Below are 19,655 nucleotides of genomic sequence, written 5' to 3' on the forward strand. Positions count from 1 at the left end.
CGGGTCGGTTGACTGAGAGCCCTCACCAGGAGGCGGCCGGGCCGCCGGCTCCCCCTCAAACAGTGCGGCGGCCCCTCTGTGGCGCCGTCCGGTCGGCCGTCGTCTGCCCGGCAGTTCCGCGACGGCCCGGACGGCGCAGGCCGCACCACGCCGGGCGGTGTTCAGCTCATGGTGCGGGCGCGCCGCCCGGTCTCCGCCTGCTGCGAGGGCACGCGGTGCCGGTCGTTGCGCAGCACGAGGAGCGCGGCGTCGTCCGACGTCAGCCGTCCGATGTGGCGCAGGAGTTCGCCGTACACGGTGTGGACCACGGCCTGTGGTGAGACCGGCTGGGTGCGGGCGGCCTCGCTGAGCACGGACTGGAGCGGGAAGAACTCGCCCGCCGCGTTGCGCGCGTCCTCCATGCCGTCGGTGTGCAGGGCGAGCGCGTCACCGGGCAGCAGCCGTCCGCAGTGCGCCAGGGGCAGTTCGGCGGGGAGCGGGAAGGGTCCGAGGGGTGGCAGCGGGTCTCCGCCCACCATCGGTTCGGCCCGGCCGCGCAGCCGATAGGGCCAGGGGTGGCCGCAGTTGAGCGCCCATACGTCTCCCGCGCGGCTGATCTCCACGAGCAGCACGGTCACGAACTCCTCGGCCAGCGCGCTGTCGGACGCGGTGGCGCCGTTCACGGGCTGCCCGGTCGCGAGCTGCTCCGCGCGGGAGCGCTCCCTCATGTGCCGGGCAAGGGCCCGCTCCAGGCGTCTGAGGACCAGGGGCAGTTCGGGTTCCTCGTGGGCGGCCTCGCGGAAGCTGCCGAGGACGGCGGCCGCGGTGCCGATCGCGGCGAGGCCGTGCCCGCGTACGTCGCCCATGACGAGCCGCACGCCGTGGTCGGTGGCCGCCACCTCGTACAGATCACCCCCGACGGACGCGCCGTGCGTGGCGGACAGGCGGCCCGCGGCGAGCGCGAGGCCCTCGACGCGGGGCGGCAGCGGCCGGAGCAGCACGTTCTGCGCGGCGCCCGCGACCTCGCGGAGCTGCCGCAGTTCGCGCAGCAACGCGCGGCGCACGTGCACGATCAGGCCGGTGCCGACGGCGAAGAAGACCGCGCTGGTGACGATCCGCGCGCCCAGGCCGTGCTGCTGGGCGAGCGGGCAGGTGAGTTTGTACGTGATGGCGACGGCGCCCCACACCGTGGGAAGGCCGAGCGTGAGCGCGCGGCGCAGCCTGCGGGTGCGCGGCCGCTCGATCGCGGCGTCGCCCCAGGGGCTTTCCCCTCGGGGTCGCCGCGGGGCTCTGGCCCCGAGCCGCACTCCGCGGTGGGCCGCGGCGCCGCGGCGGGGCGCGCGAGGCTTGATCCGGATCATGCCGACGGCCCCCCTAAGGCCCGATTCAACGTGCGGGACTGGGGCCCGGATTCAGCGTGCGGGCCGGGTACGGGCGGCCCCTACGGCCGCATTGATTCTGTCGACCGCATGGCCGGATCGGGTCAGATCACCGGAGGTTCTCACCCTAACGAGTGAGGGGCGTATCCGTGTCCACGGATACGCCCCTCAACTGCGCGTTTCACGCGCCGGGTTGGCCGGGGACTACGCCCCGCGCAGCACCGCCCCGGTGACCTCGGCGGCGCGCGCCACGGCCGCGTCGCGGGCGGCGCTGGCCTCGTCGACCGTCAGCGTGCGGTCGGCGGCGCGGAAGCGCAGCGCGTACGCCAGGGACTTCTTGCCCTCGCCGATCTGCTCGCCGGTGAAGACGTCGAACAGGCGGATGTCCTCGAGGAGTTCACCGGCGCCGTCGCGCAGGAAGGCCTCGACGACGGCCGCGGGCACGTCCTCGTCGACGACGAGGGCGACGTCCTGCGTGGCCACCGGGAAGGTGGAGATGCGCGGCGCGCGCAGCGTGCCCTCCGCGGCCTCGGCGAGGACGTCGAGGTTCAGCTCCATCGCGCAGCTGCGGGCGGGCAGGCCGAGCGCCTTGATGACGCGCGGGTGCAGCTCACCGGCGTGGCCGATGACGACGATCTCGCCCTCGCTGCCGTCCGCGGCGACGCCGTCGGCGTACTCCACGAACACGCACAGCTCGGCACAGCGGCCCGGGTGCCACGGGCCGTACTGGCCCTGCTGGACGATGAGTTCGGCGCCGGCCTCGCGGGCCACGGTGCGCGCCGCCTCGACGGCGTCCGCCCAGTCGCCCTGCCGGCCCTTGCCCCACCAGCCGGCCTGCTCACGGGCGCCGGCGAGGACGGCCGCGACGTGCCGCGGCTGCTCGGGCAGCGCCTGGTCCAGCGCCGCGATCTGCTCGTCCGTGGGACGCCGGGCAGCGGGCAGCCGGGCCGGGAGCGCGGCCTCGTCCCGGGGGTGGAAGACCAGGCCGGTCTCGAACAGCGCCAGGTCGTGGCTGCCGCGTCCGTCGTTGCGGCGCAGCGTGGCCAGCAGGCCAGGAAGCAGCGTCGTACGGAGCGCGGGCTCCTCGTCGGACAGCGGGTTGACGAGCTTGACGACGCGGCGGTTCGGGTCGTCCTTCTCGAGGCCGAGCTGGTCGAAGACCTGCTCGCCGACGAACGGGTAGTTCGGCGCCTCGACGAAACCGGCCCCGGCGAGGGCGCGGCCCACGCGCCGGTGCAGCCGCTGCCGCTCGGTCAGACCGCGCCCGGCGGGGGGCTTGGGCAGCGTCGAGGGCAGGTTCTCGTAGCCCTCGAGGCGGATGACCTCCTCGGCGAGGTCGTTGATCTCGGCGAGGTCGGGCCGCCAGGACGGCACGGTGACGGTCAGGGAGTCCTGTCCGTACACGTCGCAGCCCACCTCCTGGAGGCGGCGTACGACGGTCTCGCGGCCGTAGGCCACACCGGCGACCTTGTCCGGGTGGTCGGCGGGCATCGCGATGGTGCGCGGCGCGGAGGGCGCGATGACCTCCGTGACGCCGGCCTCGGCGGTGCCGCCCGCGAGCAGCACGAGGAGGTCGACGGTGCGCTGCGCGGCGGCGGACGCGGCCTGGGGGTCGACGCCGCGCTCGAAGCGCTTGGCCGCCTCGGAGGACAGCTTGTGGCGGCGGGCGGTGCGGGCCACGGAGACCGCGTCGAAGTGCGCGGCCTCGATGACCACGTCCGTGGTGCCCTGCTCTTCGTCGTGATCGGCGATCTCGGTGTTGGCGCCGCCCATGACGCCCGCGAGGCCGATGGCGCCGCGGTCGTCGGTGATCACCAGGTCCTCGGCGTCGAGCACGCGCTGCGCGCCGTCGAGGGTGGTGATCTTCTCGCCCTGCTCGGCCCGGCGCACGCCGATGGTGCCCTGGACGCGCGAGCGGTCGTAGGCGTGCAGGGGCTGGCCGAGCTCCAGCATCACGTAGTTGGTGATGTCGACGGCGAGCGAGATCGGGCGCATGCCCGCCTTCTGCAGGCGGCGCTGGAGCCAGATCGGCGAGCGCGCGTCGGGGCGCAGGCCGGTGACGGTGCGCGCGGTGAAGCGGTCGCAGCCGGCCGGGTCGCCGACGCGCACGGGGTAGCCGAAGGAGTTCGGCGCGGGCACGTCGAGCAGCGCCGGGTCGCGCAGCGGCAGGCCGTACGCGGTGGCGGTCTCGCGGGCGACGCCGCGCATCGACAGGCAGTAGCCGCGGTCGGGCGTGACGGCGATGTCCAGGACCTCGTCGACGAGTTCGAGCAGCTCGATGGCGTCGGTGCCGGCCTCGTGCTCGGGCGGAAGCACGATGATGCCGCCGGATCCGTCGTCGCCCATGCCCAGCTCGTCGCCGGAGCAGATCATGCCGTGCGAGGTCTTGCCGTACGTCTTGCGCGCGGCGATCGCGAAGTCGCCGGGCAGCACGGCGCCGGGCAGGACCACGACGACCTTGTCGCCGACGGCGAAGTTCCGGGCGCCGCAGACGATCTCCTGCGGCTCACCGGTGCCGTTGGCGGAGCCGACGTCGACGGTGCAGAAGCGGATGGGCTTCTTGAAGCCCTCCAGCTCCTCGATGGTGAGGACCTTGCCGACGACGAGAGGGCCCTTGAGGCCCGCGCCGAGCTGTTCGACGGACTCGACCTCGAGGCCGGCCGCGATCAGCTTGGCCTGCACGTCGCGGCCGGTCTCGGTGGCGGGGAGGTCGACATACTCCCGCAGCCAGGAAAGCGGGACCCGCATCAGATCTCCATCCCGAACGGCCGGGTGAAGCGCACGTCACCCTCGACCATGTCTCGCATGTCTTCTACGTTGTGGCGGAACATCAGCATCCGCTCGATGCCGAACCCGAAGGCGAATCCGCTGTACTTCTCGGGGTCCACGCCACAGGCGGCAAGCACCTTGGGGTTGACCATGCCGCAGCCGCCGAGCTCGATCCAGCCCTCGGAGGAGCAGGTGCGGCAGGGGCGGTCGGGGTTGCCCACGGACTCGCCGCGGCACACGTAGCAGACCATGTCCATCTCGGCGGACGGCTCGGTGAAGGGGAAGAAGTTCGGCCGCAGCCGGGTCTTCATGCCCTCGCCGCCGAACAGCGCCTGCACCATGTGGTCCAGGGTGCCCTTGAGGTCGGCCATGGTCAGGCCCTCGTCCACGGCGAGCAGCTCGACCTGGTGGAAGACGGGGGTGTGCGTGGCGTCCAGCTCGTCGGTGCGGTAGACGCGGCCGGGGCAGATCACGTACACCGGCGGCTCGCGGTCGATGAGCGAGCGGATCTGCACGGGCGAGGTGTGTGTGCGAAGGACGACACCGGAGCCGTCGGCGTCCTTGGCCGCCGGGGCACCCAGAGACGCAGCGTCGACGAAGAACGTGTCCTGCTCGCCGCGCGCCGGGTGGTCGGGGCCGATGTTCAGGGCGTCGAAGTTGAACCACTCCGCCTCGACCTCGGGGCCCTCGGCGACCGCGTAGCCCATGGCCACGAAGATGTCCTCGATGCGCTCCGACAGCGTGGTCAGCGGGTGCCGGGCACCCGCGGGGACGCGGTCGTGGGGCAGGGAGACGTCCACGGCCTCCTCGACCAGGACGCGGGCGTCGCGCTCGGCCTCGAGCTCGCTCTGGCGGGCGGCGAGCGCCTTGTTCACGGCGCCGCGGGCCATGCCCACGCGCTTGCCCGCTTCGGCCTTGGCCTGCGGGGGCAGCGCGCCGATCTCGCGGTTGGCGAGCGCCAGCGGCGAGGCGGTGCCGGTGTGGGCGGTCTTGGCCTCCTGGAGCCGGTCGAGGTCGGACGCGGCCACGAAGGCGGCGAGCGCCTCGTCCCGCATGCGCTCGATCTCTTCAGGTTTCAGTGCCTCGACCTCGACAGGGTCGTACGACTTGTTCGGTGCCGACATCTCTTCCCGTGCTTCCGGTTGGCTGGCGGATGGTCCCCGTCAACGAGTCGGAGACGACTGGTCCTGAGAACGTCCCGAATAAAGGGGACACAAAGGTGCCAACGTCCGAGTCTAACGGGGTGGTGGTAACGGATGAGCCCGCGGGCCGCTCGGGGCGTGATCACTGCAGATAGGCCGGAGCCCCCACGGGCAACGTAAATCGGAACTGGGCGCCGCCGCTCGCCGCGCGGCCCACGGTGATCGTGCCGCCGTGCGCTTCGACGATGCCCTTCACGATGTACAACCCCAGTCCCGTCCCGCCGCGTTTGCTGCCCCGCCAGAAGCGGGTGAAGACGCGGCTCATCGACTCCTCCGGAATGCCGGATCCCTCGTCGCTGACGGTGACCGCGGTGTCGGCCGCTCCCCGCACGCGCAGGGACGGCGAGGGCGCCACATCAATGGTGACCGTTCCCTCGCCGTGCCGCACCGCGTTTTCCAGGAGGTTGCTCAGCACCTGGTCGATCTTGTCCGGGTCGGCCCACAGGTCGGGCAGCGGCCGCAGCAGTCGTACGAGGAAGCGGTCGGCGTCCTGGCCGGCGGCGACGTGGGCCTGGATGTGCCGGCCGACGGCGGCGCCGATGTCGACGGGCTGGCGCCGCAGCTCGAGCCGCCCGGAGTCGATGCGGGAGATGTCGAGCAGCTCGGCGATGAGCCGGGTGACGCGGTTGGCGTCGGCGTCGACCGTCTCCAGCATCAGCTTCTTCTGGTCGTCGGTGAAGCGCTCCCACTTGGCGAGCAGCGTCGCCGTGAAGCCCTTGACGGACGTGAGCGGCGAGCGCAGTTCGTGGGCGACGGTGGCGATCAGTTCGGCGTGGCTGCGCTCGGTGCGGCGCCGGGCCTCGGTGTCGCGCAGGGAGACGACGAGGCGGCGCAGCGGGCCGGTGGGCCGCGTCCGTACGTACCGCGCGGACACCAGCACTTCGCGCCCGCCGGGAAGGAGCAGGTTCCGCTCGGGCTGGGCGACCCGGGTGGCGAGGCCGCCGTAGGGGTCGGTGAGCTGCCACCAGCGGCGCCCTTCCAGGTCCTCCAGGGGCAGGGCGCGCTCGATGGACGTGCCGAGGGCGTCGGCGGCGCGGACGGCGGTGATGCGCGCCGCGGCGGCGTTGAAGCAGATGACGCGCCCGGTCTCGTCGGCCACGACCAGGCCGTCGGGCAGGTCGTCGGGGTCGATGCCGAGCTCTTCCGGGCCCGGACCCGCCGGGCCCGCGTGGCCCGCGGGCGGGCACAGCAGGTCCCGCACTCCCGGTGGTCCGCTCGTGCCGACGCTCATCCCCGCTATCCCCGCCTCTCGGAACCGGCGCAGTGGGCCTGTGAGCCCGACACACTACTAGCCGGGGGTGACGGAGCGGCACCCTCCGGCGGCGCGCTGTGCACGCGCGGACGCATAGAGGCATACGGCTGCCGCCGTCGCGAGGTTCAAGCTCTCGGCGCTTCCGTGGATCGGAACGCGCACCACCGCGTCGGCGAGTGCGCGGGTCTCCTCCGGGAGCCCCCAGGCCTCGTTGCCGAAGATCCAGGCGGTCTCGGTGCCCATGGTGCCCTGGTCCAGCTCGGCGTCGAGGTCGTCCTCGCCCGCGCCGTCCGCGGCGAGCACCCGCACGCCCGCGCCCTTCAGACCGCGTACGGCGTCCTCGACGGGCACGCCCACGGCCACCGGCAGGTGGAAGTGCGAGCCGACCGAGGCCCGCACGGCCTTGGGGTTGTAGAGGTCGACGGAGGCGTCGGTGAGGATCACGGCGTCGGCTCCGGCGGCGTCGGCGCAGCGCAGCACGGTCCCGGCGTTGCCGGGGTCGCGTACGTGCGCGAGCACGGCGACGAGCTTGGGCCGGGCCGCGAGGATCTCCGCAAGCGGCACGTCCAGGAACCGGCAGACCCCGACGAGCCCCTGCGGGGTGACGGTGGTCGAGATGTCGGCGATGACGCTCTCGTCGGCGAGGTGCACGCGCGCGCCGGCGTCACGGGCAGCGCCCACGATGTCCGCGTACCGCTCGGCGGCCTCGACGGTCGCGAACAGCTCCACGAGCGTGGGCTCCCCGCCCCCGCGATGCCCGGCGGCCTCCCGCACGGCCTGCGGCCCCTCAGCGAGGAACAGCCGCTCCTTCCCGCGGAAGTTCCGCTTGGCGAGCCGCCGCGCGGCGGTGACGCGCGGGGACCGCGGGGAGATCAGGTCCGGGCTGATGGCCATCAAGTCGCCTTCGGGGGTACGGAGTCGGGTGAACGAAAGAGCGGGCGGAACGCGACGGGACCCGCAGGCCCAGCGGCCTGCGGGTCCCCTCACAGCTCAAGCTCAGTGCGAACGTCAGGCGGCCTTGGGGGCGTTGACGTCCGAAGGCAGGGCCTTCTGCGCGACCTCGACCAGCGCGGCGAACGCGTTGGCGTCGTTCACGGCCAGCTCGGCGAGGATCTTGCGGTCCACCTCGATGTTGGCGGCCTTCAGACCCTGGATGAAGCGGTTGTAGGTGATGCCGTTGGCGCGGGCAGCGGCGTTGATGCGCTGGATCCACAGCTGACGGAAGTCGCCCTTGCGCTTCTTGCGGTCGTTGTAGTTGTAGACGAGGGAGTGGGTGACCTGCTCCTTCGCCTTGCGGTACAGGCGCGACCGCTGGCCGCGGTAGCCGCTGGCCGCTTCGAGGATCGCCCGACGCTTCTTGTGGGCGTTGACTGCCCGCTTGACGCGTGCCACTTGTTAACTCCTTGTAGCGGGGCCGTGGTTGGACTCACACGACCCGGTTTCGATTGGGTCCCGGTCAGAGCTCAGGCGCGCGGTGCGCGCCCGGACTCACTTGCCGAGAAGCTTCTTGATCTTCTTGGCGTCGCCCGGGGCCATCTCGGCGTTGCCGCTGAGGCGACGCGTCAGACGGGACGACTTGTGCTCGAGCAGGTGGCGCTTGCCGGCGCGCTCGCGGAGCACCTTGCCGGAGCCGGTGACCTTGAAGCGCTTGCTGGCACCGCTGTGCGTCTTGTTCTTCGGCATAGCGCCGTTCTCTCCTCGTCAGTGGCACTCCGATGCCCGGTCGTGAAACCGGGCATCCGGGAGCGTCATGTGTTCGGTTGGCAATCCCTGGACTCGCGTCCGGGGATCAGGCCTCGGCGGGAGCCTCGGCCGGGGCCTCGACGGGGGCTTCGGAAAGCTCCTCCTCGGCGGCGTTCTGCGACTTGCCGGGGTTGGCCTTCGCTTCCGCCTTGCGAGCCGCCTGGGCCTCACGGGCTTCGGCCATCGCCTCGGTCTTCTTCTTGTGCGGACCGAGGACCATGATCATGTTTCGGCCGTCCTGCTTCGGGTTCGACTCGATGAACCCGAGGTCCTGGACGTCCTCCGCGAGCCGCTGCAGCAGCCGGAAGCCGAGCTCCGGACGGGACTGCTCGCGACCACGGAACATGATCGTGATCTTGACCTTGTCGCCCTGCTTGAGGAACCGGACGACGTGACCCTTCTTGGTGTCATAGTCGTGCGGGTCGATCTTCGGCCGGAGCTTCATTTCCTTGATGACCGTGTGCGCCTGGTTCTTGCGCGCCTCACGTGCCTTCATGGCCGACTCGTACTTGAACTTGCCGTAGTCCATGAGCTTGCAGACGGGCGGGCGTGCGCTCGCCGCGACCTCGACCAGGTCGAGGTCGTACTCCTGAGCAAGCTCCAGGGCCTTGGCAAGCGGAACAATCCCGACCTGCTCGCCGCTGGGACCGACAAGTCGCACTTCGGGGACGCGAATCCGGTCGTTGATGCGGGGCTCGGTGCTGATGGATCCTCCTCGGTAGCACCACGCGGCCGTCTGGCGGACAGCCGCGTTACGTCTGTTTTCTCGACCAACCGAGCCGGAACACAAAAAATGCCCCGACTGATCACAGAAGGGGCTCCACACGCCTACCGGAGCACCTCCGCGGTGATCGCGGGGCGCATCGGGCGGCCCTCCACGCTGCTGCGCGGTGTCCGCCTGACCGGTGACCCGCCGCTCCAAGGAGCGGCCAGGTGGGAGATCGGAGCCTCCACTTGTGGGCCGGATCCCTCGTTCGCACGCAGGTGTCCGGCCGGTCGTTACACAAGGTTAGCAGGTCCCGGGGGGGTGGGGCGAACGGCCGGGACGCGGCTCTAGGGTGAGGGCATGAGTGACACGAGCCCCGCGGCCACCCCCGCACCCCACGACGCACCCCAGAGCCCCGGCTTCGACGCCATGACCCGCGACATCGCGGACGTCCCCGCGGTCGAGGTGATCACGACGGTCGCGGTGCACCTGATGAGCGCGGCGGCGGTGAACCTCGGCCTCGCCGAGGAGGGCGAGGCCCACAAGGACCTGGACGAGGCCCGCAAGCTGATCCAGGCCCTCGCCGGTCTGATGGACGCGAGCGCGACGGAGATCAGCTCCTTCCACGCGGCGCCGTTGCGGGACGGTCTGAAGTCGCTGCAGCTCGCCTTCCGCGAGGCCTCGCTGGTTCCGGACGAGCCCGGTCAGGGCCCCGGCGAGAAGTACACGGGGCCGGTCTTCGGCTGACGGCCCGCCCGCCCTTCTTGCGCGCGTACGTAAGAAGGGCTTCTCAATCGCGTACGTAGAGGGGCTCGCCCGGTGGCGTCGCCTCGGCCGGCAGGAGTGCCAGGTCGAGGCCGCGCACCAGGCGGGCCCTGAGTGTTTCGTCGGCGGCGAGGGCCTCGGCGACGCGCCGGGCGGCCGCGGCCGGGGCGGCGGACGGGTCCAGGACCAGGGCCAGGGTGCCGTCGGCCGTGCCGGGGCCGAGGTGGGCGCGGAGCACGGCGGGCTCGGCGGCGACGGCGGCGCGTACGGCGGCGGCTACGGACGGGTCCGTGAGCGGGTCGGAGCTGCGGCGGCCCTCGGCGAGTGCGATCAGGGCGGGCCTGTTCAGCTCGTAGGGGACGGGGCCCGCGAGGTCGAGGACGACCGTGTCGGCCTTCTCGTGGGCGGCGGCCTGGAGCACCTGGTGCAGGGGGACGGCGACGGGGCGGGCCTCGGGGTCCCACAGGGCGAGGGTCTCGGTGGAGGTGAAGGCGGGCAGCGCGGTGCGGTCGCCCGCCTTGAGGGTGGGCACGGCCATGTCGCTGGTCTTCTCGCGCCGCAGGCCGCCCGCCCGTCTCCCACCACCACCCTTATGAAGAGCTTCGCCCCCCTCTTGATTGTCCACCTCGACCTCGCCGAGCACGGCGACGACGGGGACGAGGAGCCGGGCTCCGGCGACGGCCTCCAGAACCGGACCGTGGGCGGTCCTGTCCTCGGCCCATGCGGCGAGTGCCGCGCTCAGGGCGGGGTCGGCCGACCCGTCGTCGTCGGAGAAACCGGGGTCGGGGATGTTCTTGTTCGCCACGGCACCGACCCTAGCGTCAGCGCCCGGACGTGCTCCGACGCCCCCGCCACAGCACGATGCCCGCCGCAAGGAGGGCCACGCCGAGCGCTCCGGCCACGGGACCGACCCAGCCCGCGGGCTCCTCGTCGTCGGACTCCTCGTCGGGCCCCGGGCCGAAGTACTTCTCTGCGTGGGCCGTCGTGCGCAGCGAATCCGGCTTGATCTTCCCCGCGCGGTCGAGCGCCGCGACCGGGTCGATGAGGCCGAAGCCCCGGGAGTCGTCGCGGCCGCCGGACGGGGCGTCCCGCGCGGTGTCCCGAAGCAGCTCCTTGATCTCGGCGGGGCCGAGGCCTGGGTGGGCGGCGCGGATGAGGGCCACCGCCCCGGAGACGAACGCGGACGCCGCGCTGGTGCCCCAGCCCTCGTAGTACCTGCGGTTGGGGTCGGCGATCACGATGTCGTCGCCGGGCGCGCTGACGGTGGCGTACCAGCGGCGGGTGGAGAAGGAGGCCCGCACGCCGTTGTTGTCGACGGCCGTCGCGGCGATCACTCCGGGGTACGCGGCGGGGTACGAGATGTGGTCGCCGCGCTCGCCGCCGTTGCCCGCGGAGGCGACGACGACGGCGCCCTTGCGCAGCGCGTACTGGACGGCGGCGTCCTCCGTCGGCTCCGGGTGGGCGGACTTGGAGTCGTCGCCGAGGGACAGGTTGATGACGTCGGCGCCGTGGTCGGCGGCCCAGCGGATGCCTTCGGCGAGGGCGTTGCCGCGGGTGGAGCGGGCCTTCTTGCGGGCGGGGTCGCCGTCTTCGAGGATCACGCGGACCGGCAGGATCCGTGCCTCGGGGGCGATGCCGAGGACGCCGTCGCGGCGGCCCGCGCCGTGCCCGTGTCCCGCGACGATCCCGGCCATCGCGGTGCCGTGCCGGGCCCAGGACTTGTCGCCCTTGCGGGCCCCGAAACCGACCATGTCCTTGCCGGGCAGGACGTTGCCTGCCAGATCGGGGTGCGAGGCGTCGACGCCGGTGTCGAGCACGGCGACGGTGACGCCCTCGCCCTTGGTGGTGCGCCACGCCTGGTCGGTGCCCATGACGTCGAGGGCCCACTGCTGGGCGCGGATGCCGTCGTCGGCGTACGCGGAGCCGGCGGGGACCAACGCGAGGGCGGCGGCGAGCGCGGTGACCGCCGCCCTGCGGATGCTCATGACGCCTTCTCCGTGGCCTCGGTGACCGTCTTGCGCAGGCCGCGTTCGACGCGGTCGGCGATGCCCCTCGCGTCGTTGCCGAGGCCGGCCTGGCCGGGGGCGGAGGTGGCGCCCACCTTCATGGCCTCGGCGGCGGGCTCGGGGTCGGTGACGACACGGCCGTCGGCGAAACCGGATACGGAGTAGGCGACGACGGGTGCGTCGGGCAGTACGGACAGGGTCCAGGTGGCGCGCTGGAGGTCGCCGAAGTCCGCGGCCGGGGTGCCCTTGGCGGCGTACGGGCGTGGCATCAGGTCCGGGCGGCTGTCGAGCCCTTCCTCCGTGAACCGGGTGCGCAGGGAGCGCATCGCCTCGGCGTCGGCCTTCGTGAACAGCAGGCCCACGGTGGTGACATGGCTGCGGGTCGCGTCCGCGTACGTGGCGCGCAGCAGGCGCAGGCAGCCCGCGGGGGCGAGGGCCTTGCGCAGGAGCGGGTCGAAGGCGTCCTTGCAGGTGCTGTCAGGGGCGACGGCGACGCGGTTCCAGGTGCGGTCGGCGCCGCCGGGGCCCGCGCCCTCGCCCTTGATCGAGGGCGGGAACAGCTCGTCGACGGGCACGCTGTGCCAGAGCTCCCCGGCCTCGATGTACGCGTTGCGCGTGCCGCCGGCCGCGTCGGACTCGCCGGTCAGCCAACTCCCGGTCACCGCACCGCCGATGAGCCCGAGGCCGAGCACGACACAGGCCGCGGCGGCGGCCGCGCGGGGCCGCACCCAGGCGCCGACGGGGCGAAGCCGGGTGGTGGTGTCGTCGTACAGCGCGGGCCTCGCCAGGAACACGAACGGGCGTCCCGTGTCGGGCCCCGGGGTCAGGTCCACGGCGCCAACGGGCCGCCGTGGGGCCCCGGTTCGCCGGGGCGGGACACCCGGCCGGGGCGGCGCGGCGGACCCGCCGCTGACGGCCCGCGCCCGTCCTGTCGATCCAACTGACGGCGGGGCAGCGGGAGTTGAGGTGGCACGGGTGCCCGGGGTCGTGCCCTCGGGCGGTGTCGGAGCGTGTGACGGCGGTGCGGGCACCACGCCTTGGGCAGCCGTTGTCCGCGTCCGCGGGTCGGGGATGTCCAGGGGCTTGGTGGACGGCGGTGCCGGAGCTTCGGTGTTCCGGGGCTGCGCTGACGGCGCGCGTGAAGTCACCGCACCCGAGGGCGAGTTGAGGCCATTCGGCGGAGGCGTCGCGGCGTCGGTGGTGGTGTCCGTGGACGGTGGGCGCGTCGGCCTGGCGGGCACGTCGGCGGCGGGGCGGGCCGCGTCCGTGGGCCCGGGTGTGCCGGGCCGCGCGAGTGCCGGTGGCGCGTCCGGGAGCCGTGCCGAGGCGGGCGGGGGCGGGGGTGTGTCCGGTTCCCGCTCCGTGGCGGTGTCCTCCGTCGCGGGCCGGGGCGGCCTCACCCGGTCGAACGGCGCCATCAAGTCCTCGACCATGGAGTGCAGGTCGTCGCTCGCCGACGCGTCGTCGGTCGGGTCGGCAGCGTCGGCGGATTCAGCGCCGTCGGCAGGGTCCGCGCCTCCAGTCGAGTCGCCGTCCCCGCTCGCACCACGCGCGTGGCCCATCCCGCCCGAACCGTTCGAGCCACCCGAGCCGACCGAGCTGTCCACCGGTCCCCGCAGTGACGTATCGCCGCCCGCCGGGCCGTCGGCCTGCCGACGCCCCCGGTCACGCTCCGTCGGCGGACGGACGTCGGGGAAGCGGGCGGTCGCGGACGGAGGCGGTGGCTCCGACGGGGGCTCGGCCCGGTTCTCGGGGGCCTGTCGGGGCGGCGTTCCGGTCGCGTTCCGCGTGGGTGGCGGCACCCGTGGCGGGGTGCCGGGCAGTGGGGGGACGGGGGGCCGTCGCGCCTCCGTGCTCATGCACCCCCCGTTCCTTCGCGTCGCGCGCTCCCTGCGTGCGCGTCACTCTACGGGCTGACATGAGGCCCACGGGAACCCAGTCCGCAGGCCGGGGTGATCTGCCCGGATCATCCCCCTACCCTCGGGTAGTGACGTCTGGCAGGCTGCGTTCATGAGAGGCCGAGCCGCAGACCGGGCCCGCTACGACCGGGCCACCGCGCACCTCGACGCCCCGCTCGCGATCGTGGACGTGGCGGCGTTCGACGCCAACGCCGACGATCTCGTGCGCCGGGCGGGCGGAAAGCCGATCCGGGTGGCGAGCAAGTCCGTACGGTGCCGCGCGCTCCTGGAGCGGGTGCTCTCGCGGGACGGATTCGCCGGGATCATGTCGTTCACGCTCGCGGAGTCGCTGTGGCTGGCCCGCTCCGGCTTCGGCGACGTCCTGCTCGCCTACCCCTCGGCCGACCGCGCCGCCTTCGCCGAGCTGGCCGCCGACCCCAAGCTCGCCGCCGCCGTCACCGTCATGGTCGACGACCCGGCGCAGCTCCGCCTCATCGACGAGGCACGCGACGGCGGCCGCGAAGAGGTGCGCGTCTGCCTGGAGTTGGACACCTCCCTGAAGCTGCTCGGCGGCCGGGTCCGCGTCGGCGCGCGCCGCTCGCCGCTGCACGAGCCCGCCCAGGTCGCTGCCCTCGCCCGCGCGATCGGCAGGCGGCCGGGCTTCCGGCTCGTGGGCGTGATGGCGTACGAGGGTCATGTCGCCGGGGTCGGGGACGCCGTCGAGGGACATCCCGCCAAGTCACGGGCCGTGCGCATGATGCAGGCCACCGCCCGCAAGGAGCTCGCGGCCCGCCGCGCCGCCACCATCCGCGCGGTCCGCGCCGCCGCGCCCGGCCTGGAGTTCGTGAACGGCGGCGGCACGGGCAGCGTCCAGCACACCGCCGCCGAGGCCGCGGTGACCGAGATCGCCGCAGGTTCGGGGCTCTACGTACCGCGCCTCTTCGACAACTACACGTCGTTCGACGGCCGTCCGGCCGCCCTGTTCGCCCAGCCGGTCGTGCGCAGGCCGGGGCCCGGCGTGGTCACGGTGCTCGGCGGCGGCTATCCGGCGTCGGGCGTCGCGGGCGCCGACCGCTCCCCCGTGCCGTACCTGCCGGACGGGCTGCGCTACGACCCGCAGGAGGGCGCGGGCGAGGTGCAGACCCCGCTGCTCGGGCCGCCCGCGGACGACCTGCGCATCGGCGACAAGGTGTGGTTCCGGCACGCCAAGGCCGGTGAGCTGTGCGAGCGGTTCGACAAGCTGTACCTGGTCGAGGGCGAGCGGGTGACGGGCAGCGTGCCGACGTACCGCGGAGAAGGCCACACCTTCCTCTAGCGGTACGCCCGTCGATTCCGGCAGACGTGGGCCACCCCTACGACGGCCCGACGCTGCTCCCCACTCCCCCGCCCGTCTCGCTGTCCCCCACCGGCCTGATCCCGCCGATCACCTCGTCGATGTCGGACAGCGGCGGCGCACCCTTCCCGGCGTCGAGGGTGAAGCGGACAATGACCATCGCCTCGGAGCCGGTGCTGGAGGGGAAGGCCAGGGACTGGACGTATCCGCCCGAGCCCTTGTTGGTGTGGACGCGCCAGCGTACGAAGTAGCCGCTGCGGCCGCCGACGGCCACCGTGCCCGCCTTGATCCGCTCGTGCCGGGTCATGCCGCCGAACGGCTTGCGGTTGATGGTGTCCTCGTCGTACGCGGCGTCGGCGGCGTCCTTGATGTCCGCCTCGGCGAGCTTCTTCGGCGAGCGTTCGTCGGTGCCCGTGGCCGTGCTCGACGTGATCTTGCCCTGGCGGCAGAGGCCGGTGTCGCCCGGGCAGTCGTACGTGTCCGGGGTCTGGAGGGTGAGTTCGTCGCCGACCGTGTTCTCGGCCTTCTCCCAGCCGGTCGGGACCGGCAGGGTGATGCCGTTGAGCTGGTCGACGAGGGTGTCGGGGTCCGCGTCGGGCGCGGAGGTCGTCGGCGCGGGCGTGGTCGGGGTGGGGCTCGGTTCGACCGCGGTGGTGGCCGTGGGCGCGGGGCTGCCCTGCGGGTCGCCGTCGTCGTTCTGGAGCACGACGACACCGGTGACGATCGAGGCGACCAGGACGGCTCCGGCGACGGAGATCGCGACGATCTTCGCGCGGCCGCCGCCTCCCTGCCCCGGGACCGGGGCCTGGCCCGGCCCCGGCTGCTGCATCACCACCGTGGGCCCGAACCCCGGCTGCTGCTGCGGGGTTTGGCACGCGGCGGTCACGTCGGCGGGCGTGCGCCGGTGCTCGGTCCACGCGGTCCCGTCCCACCAGCGCTCGGTGCCGGGCGTCGACGGGTCCGGGTACCAGCCGGCCGGGGGCGTCATGCTCATCCCGGCACTCTAGGACGTGGCCCGAGCTTCCGCGCAATCAGCTCGGGCCCGTCCCCACTCAGTGGTCCGGAAGACCTAGTACACCGAGTCCCGCTGGTCCGGCACGACGGAGCCGTCCGGGCGAAGGACCGGCGTCCTGCTCCCGTCCGGCGCGTTGTACGCGGACGTCGAGCACGGGTACGTACCGGCCTTCTGCGGCAGCGGCTCGATGAACATGGGGTTCACGACCCACCGTCCGTCGGCGTTGTCGTACGCCCGGCACATGAACTCGCTCTTGTTGCGGTTGAGCACGAGGTGCGCGCCCGTCGCGTCGCCGACGAACGTCACGTCGGTGTCCGCGTCACCGCCGCCGAGCGCGATCCGCCGGTCCCAGCGCTGCTTGTGCCAGGCCGCCTTGCCCTTGACGCCGAAGATCTCCTGGTTGATCCAGCAGCGCTTGCCGTCGATGTACGGGATGGCCTCGCCCTTGCTGACGGGGACGCCGCCGCAGCCCTGGTTCCAGGTGGTGATGCGGCCCTTGCGGTCGAGCACCGAGCGGATGGCGATGGTGTGCTTCCGGTCGATACCGACCCCGCTCCTGCCGCCCGCCCAGACCTCGGCGACCGGCTCGGAGCCCGCGGAGACGATGTAGACGTCGAACCCGGCCTTCTTCAGCGTGCGGATGAGGTCGCGCTGCTGCTCGTAGTAGCGCGCGTAGCCGGGGATGGTGTGCGTGCCGACGGTCTGGGTGGCGCCGACGGGGGCCGCGAGGGCCTCCTTGCGGGCCTTGCGGGCGTACGACTCGACCTCGCGCACGGTGTGCCCGGCGAAGATCTGCGGCACCCAGGCGTACTGCGGGACGGTGCGCCGGTGGTTCCAGGTGCCGGCGAACGCGGCCTCGCCGCTCATCGTCTTGCCGTCCTCGCGGATCTCGAAGATCTCGTCCGCGCAGGCGGTGTCGGTGGAGGTGGGCAGCGGCTTGCCGGCCGGGACGGAGGTGCCGCAGGCCTTGGTGAGGGCCCGGTGGGCGGCGTCCGTCATCCACTTGCTGGTGGACTTCCAGCTCTTGGGCCGCAGGATCTTGTCGTGCCGCAGCGCCCAGGCGATGGTCACGTCGGTGACGTCGTTCTTGACGACGGTGTTGTCCCAGTCGAAGGCGGCGACGGGCTTCTTGTCGCCGTGCCGCAGGCCGGGGTTCGCGCAGGTGCCGCGCTCGTCGATCATCCGCTGGAGGCGGGCGCGGTTGTCGCCGTACCAGGTCAGCTTCGACGACAGCTGCGGGCAGCGGTCGGTCGCCTTGGAGGCGGCGGTGCGGGGGGTCGCGGCCGTGGCGGCGGCTGCGGGGAACGACGTGGCCACGGCCACCAGAGAGGTGGCGGCCGTGGCCAGCGTCAGCGCCAGTACATGTCGGTTACGCATGTGAGTGGACCGTACAGCAATGCGAGGGTTGCCAGGTCACAGGCCCATGGGGGAAGTTGGGCCCGTCCAGCCACGTGGCCTACAGGGGCGTGACGTACGCGCCCGAGATGCCGCCGTCGACGAGGAAGTCCGTGGCGTTCACGAACGACGAGTCGTCGCTGGCGAGGAACGCGACCGCGGCGGCCAGTTCGTCGGCCTCCGCGAAGCGGCCCACGGGGATGTGCACGAGGCGGCGGGCGGCGCGCTCGGGGTCCTTGGCGAACAGCTCCTGGAGCAGCGGGGTGTTCACCGGTCCCGGGCACAGCGCGTTCACGCGGATGCCCTCGCGCGCGAACTGCACGCCCAGCTCGCGGGACATCGCGAGGACGCCGCCCTTGGAGGCGGTGTACGAGATCTGCGAGGTCGCGGCGCCCATGCGGGCCACGAACGAGGCCGTGTTGATGATGGAGCCCTTGCCCTGGCGCCGCATGTAGGGGATGGCGGCCTTGCAGCACAGGTACACGGAGGTGAGGTTGACCTCCTGGACGCGCTTCCAGGCCTCCAGGCCGGTGTCCAGGATGGAGTCGTCGTCGGGCGGCGAGATGCCCGCGTTGTTGAAGGCGATGTCGACGGAGCCATAGGTGTCGTACGCCGTCTTGAAGAGCGCCTCGACCTGCTCGGCGTCGGTGACGTCGACCTTCACGAAGGTCCCGTCGACCTCCTCGGCGGCCTTCTTGCCCGCGGTCTCGTCGATGTCGCCGCAGACGACGTGCGCGCCCTCGGAGGCCAGGCGGCGCGCGGTGGCGAGGCCGATGCCGCTGCCGGCGCCGGTGATGACGGCCGTCCGGCCGACGAGGCGGCGGCAAATGTTCTCTTCGGTCACTGTGCGGGCCCTTCCGTGCTGATGAAGACGTTCTTGGTCTCGGTGAAGGCGGTGAGGGCGTCCGGGCCGAGCTCGCGGCCGAGGCCCGACTGCTTGTAGCCGCCGAAGGGGGTCCAATAGCGCACGCTGGAGTGCGAGTTGACGGACAGGTTGCCTGCCCGGACCGCGCTGGAGACGCGCAGCGCGCGGCCCACGTCCCGGGTCCAGATCGAGCCGGACAGGCCGTACGGGGTGGCGTTGGCCAGGCGGACGGCGTCCTGTTCGTCGGCGAAGGGCAGCAGGACGGCGACGGGGCCGAAGATCTCCTCCACGGCCGCGCGCGAGTCGGGACGCTCGCCGGTGAGGACGGTCGGCGGGAACCAGAAGCCGGGCCCGGCGGGCGCGCTCCCCCGGATCGCCTCGGCGTCGTCGGGCACGAAGTCCCTTACCCGGTCGATCTGCTGACGGGAGATCAGTGGTCCCATCCGCGTCTTCTCGTCCAGCGGATCGCCGACCACCACCGCCCGCACCGCGTCCGCGAGGAGCGCCGTGTACTCCTCGTACACCGATTCCTGTACGAGGATGCGGGTGCGGGCGCAGCAGTCCTGCCCCGAGTTGTCGAGGAACGCGAAGGGGTCGGCCGCCGCTTCGAGGTCGGCGTCGGCGAAGACGACGTTGGGGCTCTTGCCGCCGAGTTCGAGGGTGACGCGCTTCACGCGGTCCGCGCACTTGGCCATGATCTGCTTGCCGACGCCGGTGGAGCCGGTGAACACGATCTTGGCGACGTCGGGGTGCTCGACGAGCGCGTTCCCGGCGACGGGGCCCTCGCCCGGCAGGACCTGGAACAGGCCCTCGGGCAGGCCCGCCTCCAGGGCGAGTTCGGCAAGGCGCAGGGCGGTCAGGGGGGTGGTCTCGGCGGGCTTGAGGACGACCGCGTTCCCGGCCGCGAGGGCGGGCGCGAAGCCCCAGGCGGCGATCGGCATGGGGAAGTTCCAGGGCGCGATCACGCCGACGACGCCGAGCGGTTCGTGGAAGGTGACGTTCCAGCCGCCCGGGGTGGGAATCTGCGCCCCGTTGAGGCGTTCCGCGCCCCCGGCCGCGTACAGCAGGAGATCCCGTACGTTGCCTGCCTCCCAGCGGGCGTTGCCGATCAGGTGGCCCGCCTCGCGCACCTCCGACTGGGCCAGCTCTTCGAGGTGTTGGTCGACCACGTCCGCGAAGCGGCGCAGGAGGCGGGCGCGGTCGGCGGGGGCGACGGCGGCCCACTTGGCCTGCGCGGTGACGGCGCGCGCGACGGCCGCGTCGACGTCGCCCGCGGTGGCGGCGGGGACGGTCGCGATCACGTCCTCGGTCGCCGGGTTCAGTACCTGGAGTTGTTCGAGCAAGTCGT

The 19,655-nt window shown here is 72.9% G+C and carries 17 protein-coding genes; 2 read left to right on the plus strand and 15 right to left on the minus strand.

Features of this window, described 5'->3' with window-relative positions:
* Positions 1–161: 161 nt before the first annotated feature.
* From IEY91_RS26575 to infC, 8 genes are all read right to left on the minus strand, one after another.
* Positions 162–1,340 carry a PP2C family protein-serine/threonine phosphatase gene (locus IEY91_RS26575; protein ID WP_229697238.1) on the minus strand — a complete coding sequence of 393 codons (1,179 nt, stop codon included), beginning with the start codon at positions 1,338–1,340 and terminating at the stop codon, positions 162–164.
* 222 nt (positions 1,341–1,562) lie between these two features.
* Entirely contained in the window at positions 1,563–4,106 is a 2,544-nt protein-coding gene (gene pheT / locus IEY91_RS26580) for a phenylalanine--tRNA ligase subunit beta (protein WP_164326326.1), read from the minus strand.
* Entirely contained in the window at positions 4,106–5,251 is a 1,146-nt protein-coding gene (gene pheS, locus IEY91_RS26585) for a phenylalanine--tRNA ligase subunit alpha (protein WP_189175941.1), read from the minus strand. The genes pheT and pheS overlap by 1 nt, the downstream gene beginning before the upstream one ends.
* Positions 5,252–5,411: 160 nt before the next feature.
* Complete coding sequence (locus IEY91_RS26590; RefSeq protein WP_189175942.1) at positions 5,412–6,560, minus strand: sensor histidine kinase; 1,149 nt, start codon at positions 6,558–6,560, stop codon at positions 5,412–5,414.
* Between the two features lie 57 nt (positions 6,561–6,617).
* Complete coding sequence (locus IEY91_RS26595) at positions 6,618–7,475, minus strand: TrmH family RNA methyltransferase (protein ID WP_373288021.1); 858 nt, start codon at positions 7,473–7,475, stop codon at positions 6,618–6,620.
* Between the two features lie 114 nt (positions 7,476–7,589).
* Complete coding sequence (gene rplT / locus IEY91_RS26600) at positions 7,590–7,973, minus strand: 50S ribosomal protein L20 (protein ID WP_030356289.1); 384 nt, start codon at positions 7,971–7,973, stop codon at positions 7,590–7,592.
* Between the two features lie 96 nt (positions 7,974–8,069).
* Positions 8,070–8,264, minus strand: a complete 195-nt coding sequence (gene rpmI, locus IEY91_RS26605) for a 50S ribosomal protein L35 (protein ID WP_136744667.1) — start codon at positions 8,262–8,264, stop codon at positions 8,070–8,072.
* Positions 8,265–8,370: 106 nt separating this feature from the next.
* The gene (gene infC, locus IEY91_RS26610; RefSeq protein WP_189176021.1) at positions 8,371–9,030 is read right to left on the minus strand and encodes a translation initiation factor IF-3; all 660 of its coding nucleotides are present in this window, start codon (positions 9,028–9,030) and stop codon (positions 8,371–8,373) included.
* Between the two features lie 360 nt (positions 9,031–9,390).
* On the opposite strand from infC, the gene IEY91_RS26615 reads away from it, so the two are divergent.
* A complete protein-coding gene (locus IEY91_RS26615; RefSeq protein WP_030356286.1) occupies positions 9,391–9,777 on the plus strand; it encodes a DUF1844 domain-containing protein in 387 nt (128 codons plus the stop codon).
* Between the two features lie 43 nt (positions 9,778–9,820).
* Here the strand turns inward: IEY91_RS26615 and IEY91_RS26620 are convergent, their stop codons facing one another.
* Genes IEY91_RS26620 through IEY91_RS26630 form a run of 3 tightly spaced genes read right to left on the minus strand, consistent with a single transcriptional unit; the run spans position 9,821 to position 12,634 of the window.
* Positions 9,821–10,600 carry an SseB family protein gene (locus tag IEY91_RS26620; RefSeq protein ID WP_189175944.1) on the minus strand — a complete coding sequence of 260 codons (780 nt, stop codon included), beginning with the start codon at positions 10,598–10,600 and terminating at the stop codon, positions 9,821–9,823.
* A 16-nt stretch (positions 10,601–10,616) separates the two neighbouring features.
* Entirely contained in the window at positions 10,617–11,780 is a 1,164-nt protein-coding gene (mycP, locus tag IEY91_RS26625; RefSeq protein ID WP_164326321.1) for a type VII secretion-associated serine protease mycosin, read from the minus strand.
* Positions 11,777–12,634: a hypothetical protein gene (locus IEY91_RS26630; RefSeq protein ID WP_164326320.1), complete on the minus strand. Its 858-nt coding sequence runs from the start codon at positions 12,632–12,634 to the stop codon at positions 11,777–11,779. The genes mycP and IEY91_RS26630 overlap by 4 nt, the downstream gene beginning before the upstream one ends.
* 1,177 nt (positions 12,635–13,811) lie before the next feature.
* On the opposite strand from IEY91_RS26630, the gene IEY91_RS26635 reads away from it, so the two are divergent.
* A complete protein-coding gene (locus tag IEY91_RS26635) occupies positions 13,812–15,014 on the plus strand; it encodes an amino acid deaminase/aldolase (protein WP_189175945.1) in 1,203 nt (400 codons plus the stop codon).
* Between the two features lie 37 nt (positions 15,015–15,051).
* Here IEY91_RS26635 and IEY91_RS26640 read toward each other — a convergent pair whose 3' ends face one another.
* The 4 genes from IEY91_RS26640 to IEY91_RS26655 all read right to left on the minus strand — a co-directional run bounded on the left by IEY91_RS26640 (position 15,052) and on the right by IEY91_RS26655 (position 19,650).
* On the minus strand, positions 15,052–16,026 hold the full coding sequence (locus tag IEY91_RS26640; RefSeq protein WP_189175946.1) for a DUF2510 domain-containing protein: 975 nt from the start codon (positions 16,024–16,026) through the stop codon (positions 15,052–15,054).
* A 75-nt stretch (positions 16,027–16,101) separates the two neighbouring features.
* The gene (locus IEY91_RS26645; protein ID WP_164326318.1) at positions 16,102–17,424 is read right to left on the minus strand and encodes an HAD family hydrolase; all 1,323 of its coding nucleotides are present in this window, start codon (positions 17,422–17,424) and stop codon (positions 16,102–16,104) included.
* Between the two features lie 79 nt (positions 17,425–17,503).
* A complete protein-coding gene (locus IEY91_RS26650) occupies positions 17,504–18,286 on the minus strand; it encodes a 3-oxoacyl-ACP reductase (RefSeq protein WP_189175947.1) in 783 nt (260 codons plus the stop codon).
* Positions 18,283–19,650, minus strand: a complete 1,368-nt coding sequence (locus IEY91_RS26655) for an aldehyde dehydrogenase family protein (protein WP_189176023.1) — start codon at positions 19,648–19,650, stop codon at positions 18,283–18,285. The genes IEY91_RS26650 and IEY91_RS26655 overlap by 4 nt, the downstream gene beginning before the upstream one ends.
* Positions 19,651–19,655: the final 5 nt, after the last annotated feature.

Origin of the sequence: Streptomyces lasiicapitis, from assembly GCF_014646335.1 — a bacterium.
In the GTDB taxonomy this organism is placed as follows: Bacteria; Actinomycetota; Actinomycetes; order Streptomycetales; family Streptomycetaceae; genus Streptomyces; species Streptomyces lasiicapitis.